This is a genomic window from Allobosea rubneri, assembly GCF_032464875.1.
Taxonomy (GTDB): domain Bacteria; phylum Pseudomonadota; class Alphaproteobacteria; order Rhizobiales; family Beijerinckiaceae; genus Allobosea; species Allobosea rubneri.
In genome coordinates, this window is the sequence record NZ_JAWDID010000070.1 from 19,115 (window position 1) to 27,299 (window position 8,185).

Here is an 8,185-nt window from a genome sequence, read left to right on the forward strand (position 1 = left end):
GGTGATCGTGAACCTCGACGAGCCCCTCCCCCTTATGGGTCGGGTAGGAGCAGGGGGCGAATGAATGGGTGAGCGCTCGTGGGCGCTAGATCGGGTCAGGCAGTAGGCCGGAGGGTGGCGATGCGCGCCTTTGCGCCGCCACCCCTGGTCCCTCCCCGCCAGGGGGAAGGGGATAGCCACCAGCTCTTTTCACTTCGCAGGCTTGATGTCCATGGCCAGCGTATCCTCGTCGACGCGCGGGCGGATCGTGACCTTGGCCTTCTGCATCGCCCAGGCCGAGCCGACGGCGACGATCGGCAGGCGCGGCCGGTCCTTGGCGACGATGGCGTTGGCCTGCGCCAGCAGGTCGTTGCGCTTGGCCTCGTCCATCTCGACCGCAGCATCCTCGATCAGCTTGTCGAGCTCGGCATTCTTGTAGCCGAGCACGTTGAAGGCCCCGAGCTTCTTGGCGGGATCATTGGAATGCACCACCGAGGAGAGCGTGTAGTTCGCTTCGCCGGTCAGCGTGCCCCAGCCGGACATGGAGAGCGAGAACTCGCCGCGCAGGCGGGCCGGGAAGAAGACCGCGCCGGGCTGGGCGTTGGCGTTCACGTCGATGCCGATGCGGGCCAGCATCTGGGCGATCGAGGTGCCGACCTGCCGGTCGCCGGGCAGGCGGTCGCTGGTGAAGGAAAAGCCGACCTTGAAGCCATTGGGGTAGCCCGCTTCCTCCATCAGCTTCTTCGCCTTGGCGAGATCGGGCTTCAGCGGCGGCAGGCTCTTGTTGTAGCCGGCGATGTCGGGCGTCACGAGCTGGTTGACCGGCGCGCCGAGCCCTTCCATCGCGATCTCGGCCAGCGCCGGCCGGTCGATGGCGAGGTCGATCGCCTCGCGGACCTTGGCGTCCTGCAGCGGGTTCTTCGGGAGGGGCGAGCCGTCCTTGGCGCTGACCTGCGGGGACTTGTCCCGCATGTCGAGCTCCATGTTGAAGACGTAGACGGTGTCGATGGTCGCGACCGAGAGCTTGGCATCGCGCTTCAGCGTCGGCACGTCGGAAGCAGGCGCGCGCACGATGATGTCGACCTGGCCGGCCTTCAGCTGGGCGACGCGGGCGGCATCGTTCGGCAACTCCTTGCGCAGCACCCGGGCCCAGGGCTCCTTCTCGCCCCAGTAGCCGTCGAAACGGTCGAGCACGAGCTGGTCCTTCGGCGTCCACGAGACGAACTTGTAGGGGCCGGTGCCGATCGCCGCCTTGCCGCTGTTGAAGGCGTCGTTGGCATTGTCCTTGGTCAGGCCGGCGGCCGCCTTGTGCGAGACGATGAAGAGCCGGATGAAATCGTTGGGCAGGTTCGGCGCCGGCCCGTCGGTGACGATGTGGACGGTGAGCGGATCGACGATCTTCACCTCCTTGACGCGGCGGACATAGATCGTCGTCGGGTTGGGGCCGGCGACGACCGGGATGCGCTCGATCGAGAACTTGACGTCCTCGGCGGTGAAGTCGGACCCGTCATGGAACTTCACGCCGGGCCGCAGCTTGAACTCCCAGACGGAAGGCTCGATCGCCTTCCAGCTCGTCGCCAGGCGCGGCTCGATCTGCAGCTTGTCGCCCGACCAGGTCAGGGTGTCGAAGACATGCTTCAGCGCCTCGGCATGGGTGCCGGTCGCGGTGAAATGCGGATCGATCGATTCCGGGCCGGCGCGCACGCCAATGGTCAGGTTCTGGGCCAGCGCCGGACCGGCGAGCGCGACCCCGAACAGGGCAGCGAGCGCGGCACGGCGCCAGAGCGGAAAGATGCGCGGCAAGGTCTGCGTCATGACGGGTTGCTTTCGGGTTCGAGGTCGGCAGGCCAGATCGGAGAGGCGATCACCATCTTGTCCAGGAGCTCGCAGAGCTGCTTCTGCTCGGCCTCGGTCAACGTGCCGAGCATCGCGGCCTGCTGCTGCACCATCCGCGGCATGGTCTCGTCGAAGATGGCGCGGCCGGCCGGCGTCAGCGCCAGCACATAGCTGCGCAGATCCTCAGGGTCGGCCTCGCGCTTGAGCAGGCGGCGCTGGAGCAGCTTCTGGATCGCACGCGACAGCGTGTTCTTCGGCAGACCCGCGGAGGCGACGATGTTCTTGGCGGCGACGCCACCCTTCAAGCCGACCGCGTAGAGCGCGACGAATTCCGGCCGGACCAGCCCGTAACGCGCCTCGATCCAGCGATAGACCGGATCGTTGAAGCGGAAGGCGATGAAGTTCAGCCGGAAGGAAAGCCAGCAGGGATTGTCCCAGAGCTTGGTGACAATCAGCGGATCGAGATTGCGCAGAGCGGCCTCGCGCTCGCTGTCCAACTTCGACAAGGCAGTCGGTGCATGGCGCATCTCGGCACTTCCTGACTTAGTTCCATGTGGAACTTGACGACCCCCTATGCCACTGTCAAGGATGACGTGCTTTTGCCGAAACGCAAGGATTTGGCCGTGCTCGTCGCTGAGATGAACTGGATGCAGATCGAGGAGCAGGCGAGGCGCGACGACCGCTGCGTGCTCCCCCTCGGCTGCATCGAGCAGCACGCCTATCTGAGCCTCGCCACCGATGCGATCCTGGCCGAGCGAGTCGCGAATGAAGCCGCCGAGCCGCTCGGCATTCCGGTCTTTCCGGTGCAGGCCTATGGCATGACGCCGGGCTTCACCGCCTATCCCGGCACGGTCTCGCTGCGGATGAGCACCTATGTCGCGCTGCTCGAGGATCTGCTCGAGGGGTTCTACCGCTCCGGCTTCCGGCGCATCGTGCTGGTCAACGGCCATGGCGGCAATTCGCCGGCGATGACCTTCGCGACGGAGTGGATGGGCAAGCGCCCCGACGCCAGCGTCAGGATGCACAACTGGTGGGCCGGGCCGCGCTTCCAGGCGGCGGTCCGGCAGGTCGACCCAGCCGCCTCGCATGCCTCCTGGATGGAGAATTTTCCCTGGAACCGCCTGGCCGGGGTCGCGCTCCCGGATGCGGTCAAGCCGCCCTTCGACAGCGCCCTCTACCAGGCCGCCAATCCGGCCCGGAAGCGCGAGATCCTCGGCGACGGCAATTTCCACGGCTGCTACCAGAAGCCCGACGAGGAGATGCTCCGGCTCTGGGCCGTCGGCGTCGAGGAGACGCGCGCGGCGATGGTGGAGAGCTGGCCGTAATGGACTATGGTCCCGCAACCTCCGGGTCCCATCCGACCGCCTCGCGGTCGCCCGGGACAGGGGCTGCGAGGACCATCCGGGCGATGTCCAGCCTATGCTGACGCACGTCATCGAGCGCATCCTGCAGGCGCTCGTCGTCATGCTCGTCATGTCGGCGCTGGTGTTCGTCGGCGTCTACGCCATCGGCAATCCGATCGACGTGCTGATCGGCCCCGATGTCAGCCAGGACATCAGGCTCGAGACGATCGCCCGCTACGGCCTCGACCGGCCGCTCTGGGAGCAGTACTTCACCTTTCTTGGCCGCGTGCTGCACGGCGATTTCGGCCGCTCCTTCGTCTTCGGCATGCCCGTGCTGGAGCTGATCCTGTCGCGCCTGCCGGCGACGCTGGAACTGACGGTCGCGGCCGTGGTCGGCGCGGCGCTGATCGGCATTCCCGCCGGCATCTATGCCGGCTACCGGCCGGACAGCGCCCTCGCCAAGGCGATCATGGCGCTCTCGATCCTCGGCTTCTCGGTGCCGACCTTCTGGATCGGCCTCGTGCTGATCATGACCTTCGCCGTCGAGCTGCAGATCCTGCCGGCCGGCGGGCGCGGCGACACCGCCGCGCTGTTCGGCATCGAATGGAGCTTCCTGACCGCGAACGGGCTCAGCCACATGCTGCTGCCGGCCGCCAATCTCGCCTTCTTCAAGCTCGCTTTGATGACGCGCCTCGCGCGCGCCGGCACCCGCGAGGTCATGCTGAGCGACACCGTGAAATTCGCCCGCGCCGCCGGCCTGTCGGAATGGACGGTGCTGCGCCGGCATGTGCTGCGGCTGATCTCGATCCCGCTCGTCACGGTGTTCGGGCTCGAATTCGCCTCGACGCTCGCCTTCGCCGTGGTGACCGAGACGATCTTCTCCTGGCCGGGCATCGGCAAGCTGATCATCGACTCCATCCAGTCGCTCGACCGGCCGGTGATGGTCGCCTATCTGATGCTGGTCGCCTTCGTCTTCATCATGATCAATTTCGTGGTCGACCTGACCTATTTCGCGCTCGATCCGCGCCTGCGGAAGGGGCGGGCATGATGCGGAAGGATTCGCCCGCCGCCCGCTTCTGGGCCGAGTTCCGCGAGAGCAGGATCGCGGTCGCAGCGCTCGCCGTCGTCGTGGCGCTGGTCGGCGTCGCCCTGTTCGCCCCGCTCATCGCCCCGCAGGACCCGTACGACCTCGCCAAGCTCGCGCTGATGGATGCCCGCCGGCCGCCGGGCTATGTCGGCTCCGGCGGCTACACGCACTGGCTCGGCACCGACGCGCAGGGGCGCGACCTGTTCTCGGCCATCCTCTACGGCCTGCGCATCTCCCTGCAGATGGGGCTGGTCGCCGGCGCCATCGCCTTCGCGGTGGGTGTCACGCTCGGCATCTCCGCCGCCTATCTCGGCGGAAGGCGCGAGGCCTTCATCATGCGGGTGATCGACCTGCAACTCGCCTTCCCGGCGATCCTGCTGGCGCTGGTGATCTCGGCCCTGCTCGGCCAGGGCAAGGCGCAACTGATCGCCGCGCTCGCAGCCGCGCAATACGCCTATTTCGCCCGCACCGCCCATGGCGCGGCCTCGGCCGAGCGCGGCAAGGACTATGTCGAGGCGGCGCTCTCGACGCCGCTGCCGGCGCGGCAGGTGGTCTGGCGCCATATCCTGCCCAACTGCCTGCCGCCGCTGATCGTGGTCGCGACCGTGCAGGTGGCGAATGCGATCGCGCTCGAGGCGACGCTGTCCTTCCTCGGCGTCGGCCTGCCCGTGACGGAACCCTCGCTGGGATCCCTGATCGCCAATGGCTTCCAGTACATGCTGTCGGGCCGCTACTGGATCTCGATCTATCCGGGCCTTGCCCTGATCCTGCTGATCGTCGCGATCAACCTCGTCGGCGACCAGGTCCGCGACCAGGTCAATCCGAGGCTGAAGCGATGATGATCCATCCTTTGCCTCCCAAAATACGCCAGTCGTCCCGGGCGCAGCGCAGCGGAGACCTGGGACCCATGCCTGAGCGTTGCCGGATGGCGTCCCGGCATGGATCCCGGGTCTCCCTTCGGTCGCCCGGGATGACTCGATTGTTGTTGAATGGGAGGCGCTTATGACCGACGCGCCCCTCCTCGACGTCCGCGACCTCTGCACGCATTTCTTCACCCGCGCCGGGGTGGTGAAGGCCGTCGACGGCGTCTCCTTCTCGCTGCGGCGCGGCGAGGTGATGGGGCTCGTCGGCGAATCCGGCTCCGGCAAGAGCGTCACCGGCTTCTCGATCATCGGCCTGATCGATCCGCCCGGCCGCGTCGCCGGCGGCTCGGTGAAGCTGGAAGGGCGCGAGCTCACCGGCCTGCCGCAGGACGAGCTCCGGGCCCTGCGTGGCAAGACCGTTTCGATGGTCTTCCAGGACCCGCTGATGACGCTGAACCCGGTGCTGACGATCGGCGAGCAGATCCGGCTGGCGCTGGAGGCGCATCGCAAGGTCTCGGCGGCGGAGGCACGCCGGCGCGCCGTCGAGGGCCTCGCGCAGGTGCGCATCCCCAACCCGCAGGCGACGGTCGATTTCTATCCGCACCAGCTTTCCGGCGGCATGCGCCAGCGCGTCGCCATCGCGATCGCCTTGCTGCATGGGCCGAAGCTGATCATCTGCGACGAGCCCACGACTGCGCTCGACGTCTCGATCCAGGCCGAGATACTGGCAGAGATGAAGGAGCTCGTCGCCGAGCTCGGCACCGCGCTGATCTGGATCAGCCACGACCTCGCCACCGTCGCCTCGATCGCCCAGCACGTCGCGGTGATGCGGCTCGGCAAGATCGTCGAGGCCGGCCCGATGCTCGACGTGCTGACCAGGCCGCAGCATCCCTATACCCGCGCCTTGCTCGATGCCCTGCCCTCGCGCGGCACACCGGGTCAGTACCTGCTGCGCGGTGGCGGAGTTCCGGACGCCGCTCCGCCGCCACGCCTGCCGGCGGCGAAGGCCGAGGCGGCCGGCGACGAAGCCGCGCCCTATTTCGTTCTCGACGGCGTCAGCAAGCGCTTCGAAACCCGCACCGGGGCACTGCGGGCAATGGCCGAGAGGCTCGGCCTCGCAAAGCCACCGGTATCGGTGCTGGCCGTCGATTCCGTCAGCCTGACCGTGCGCCGCGGCGAGGCGCTCGGCCTCGTCGGCGAATCCGGCTCCGGCAAATCGACGCTGGGGCGGATGGCGGCTGGCATCTACGCGCCCAGCGCCGGCACGGTGCGCCTCTCCGGCCGGCCCGTGATGAGCGCCGGCGAGACGCCGCGCAAGCTCACCACCCGCGTCCAGACGATCTTCCAGGACCCGTTCGCCTCGCTCGATCCGCGCATGCGCATCGGCGATAGCATCAGCGAAGGCCCGCGCGCCCATGGCCTCGTCGGCAAGGCCGAGGCCGAGGCTTATGTCCGCGACTGGCTCGGCGCCGTCGGGCTCGATCCCGCTTTCGCCGGCCGCTATCCGCACCAGTTCTCCGGCGGCCAGCGCCAGCGCGTCGCGATTGCCCGTGCGCTCGCCATGCAGCCGGACCTAGTGATCTGCGACGAGCCGGTCGCCTCGCTCGACGTCTCGATCCAGGCGCAGATCCTCAACCTGCTGATGCGGCTGCGCAGCGAGCTCGGCCTGACGCTGCTCTTCATCTCCCACGACCTCTCGGTGGTGCGCCATCTCTGCGAGCGTGTGGCGGTGATGTATCGCGGCAGCATCGTCGAGGAAGGCCCGGCGGCCGAGGTCTATGACCGGCCGCAGCACGACTACACCAAGCGACTGCTCGCCGCCGTGCCGGTGCTGCCGGCGGCGGCCTCGACTGGAGGATGACGATGGACGATCTCGAACCCTGGCAGTGGTCGGAGGAAACCTGGCGCGGCAAGGTCGAGCGCGTGCGCGCCGGCCGCAATCTCAAGCCGAAGAGCTGGCCGGGCGGCGCGCGCTGCGCCGTCGCGCTCTCCTTCGACGTCGATCACGAGACCAACGAACTGCGCGACGGCGGCAAGTCGGTCGGGCGGCTCTCCTGGGGGCAATACGGCAACCGCGCCGGCATGCCGCGCATCCTGTCGATGCTGGCGAAGGAAGACATCAAGGCGAGCTTCTTCGTGCCGGCGGTGACCGCCCTGCTCTATCCCGACGAACAGCGCCGGGTCGTCGCCGAGGGGCACGAAATCGGCCTTCATGGCTGGATCCACGAGGTCAACACGGCGGTGCCGCCCGACAAGGAGCGCGAGCTGCATCTGCGCTCGGCCGATACGCTGGAGCGGATCACCGGCGTCAGGCCGGTCGGCATGCGCACCCCGTCCTGGGATTTTTCCGAGGTGACGCTCGCGGTCGAGCGCGAGCTCGGCCTGCTCTACGATTCCTCGCTGTTCGCCGATGACGACCCCTATGAGCTGATCGAGAACGGCGAGCCCACCGGCATGGTCGAGCTTCCGGTCGAGTGGATCCGGGACGACGCGGTCTATTTCAACATGAACCGCTTCCAGGCGCTGCGGCCCTATACGCCGCCAGAGGCGGTGTTCGACATCTTCCGCCGCGAATTCGACGGCGCCTACGAGGATGGCGGGTTGTTCCTTTTGACCATGCATCCGCACGTCATCACCTATCGCTCGCGCTTCTGGATCGTCGAGGAACTGGTGCGGCACGCCAAGGGCAAGGGCGATGTCTGGTTCGCGACGCATGCCGAAATCGCGGCCTATGTGAAGGCGCAGGCCGAACTCTGAAACCTGCGCAAAGCCGGGCCGGTTGCCGCTTGGGAAGCGGAACCGTGCCCGATTTCGGCCGTTTTCGGTTCATCCGGAATTCAGGGCGCGAGGGCGCTGATGTCCGGAAGAACAACTGGAAACGGACGTCACCATGCGCCTCAAGAATCTGCTCCTGCTCGGCACCCTGATCCCCGCCATCGCTCTTTCGCAGGGCAGTTTCGCCGCGCCATCGCTCCAGCTCGCCCAGGCCCAGTCGGGCGATGACGACCGGCCCGATCCGCGCCGCCAACGGCCGGGCGGGCAGGAACGTCCTCCACAAGGCGGCACGACGCCCGGTT

The 8,185-nt window shown here is 67.7% G+C and carries 8 protein-coding genes; 6 read left to right on the forward strand and 2 right to left on the reverse strand.

Annotated features, from left to right (window positions below; genetic code table 11):
* Positions 1–189: 189 nt before the first annotated feature.
* On the reverse strand, positions 190–1,794 hold the full coding sequence (locus tag RKE40_RS26605; protein WP_316021185.1) for an ABC transporter substrate-binding protein: 1,605 nt from the start codon (positions 1,792–1,794) through the stop codon (positions 190–192).
* Complete coding sequence (locus RKE40_RS26610) at positions 1,791–2,342, reverse strand: MarR family winged helix-turn-helix transcriptional regulator (RefSeq protein ID WP_316021186.1); 552 nt, start codon at positions 2,340–2,342, stop codon at positions 1,791–1,793. The genes RKE40_RS26605 and RKE40_RS26610 overlap by 4 nt, the downstream gene beginning before the upstream one ends.
* A 96-nt stretch (positions 2,343–2,438) precedes the next feature.
* Here RKE40_RS26610 and RKE40_RS26615 point away from each other — a divergent pair, with 96 nt between their 5' ends.
* The 6 genes from RKE40_RS26615 to RKE40_RS26640 all read left to right on the forward strand — a co-directional run.
* Positions 2,439–3,140: a creatininase family protein gene (locus RKE40_RS26615; protein WP_316021187.1), complete on the forward strand. Its 702-nt coding sequence runs from the start codon at positions 2,439–2,441 to the stop codon at positions 3,138–3,140.
* Between the two features lie 94 nt (positions 3,141–3,234).
* Positions 3,235–4,206 (forward strand): ABC transporter permease, encoded by a 972-nt coding sequence (locus RKE40_RS26620; protein ID WP_316021188.1) that lies wholly within the window; start codon positions 3,235–3,237, stop codon positions 4,204–4,206.
* Positions 4,203–5,084 (forward strand): ABC transporter permease, encoded by an 882-nt coding sequence (locus tag RKE40_RS26625; protein WP_316021189.1) that lies wholly within the window; start codon positions 4,203–4,205, stop codon positions 5,082–5,084. The genes RKE40_RS26620 and RKE40_RS26625 overlap by 4 nt, the downstream gene beginning before the upstream one ends.
* Positions 5,085–5,247: 163 nt before the next feature.
* Positions 5,248–6,969, forward strand: a complete 1,722-nt coding sequence (locus RKE40_RS26630) for an ABC transporter ATP-binding protein (RefSeq protein ID WP_316021190.1) — start codon at positions 5,248–5,250, stop codon at positions 6,967–6,969.
* Between the two features lie 2 nt (positions 6,970–6,971).
* Positions 6,972–7,865, forward strand: coding sequence for a polysaccharide deacetylase family protein (locus RKE40_RS26635; protein ID WP_316021191.1), 894 nt, complete (start codon positions 6,972–6,974; stop codon positions 7,863–7,865).
* A gap of 133 nt (positions 7,866–7,998) precedes the next feature.
* On the forward strand, positions 7,999–8,185 hold a 187-nt coding region (locus RKE40_RS26640), incomplete at its 3' end, for a hypothetical protein (RefSeq protein WP_316021192.1).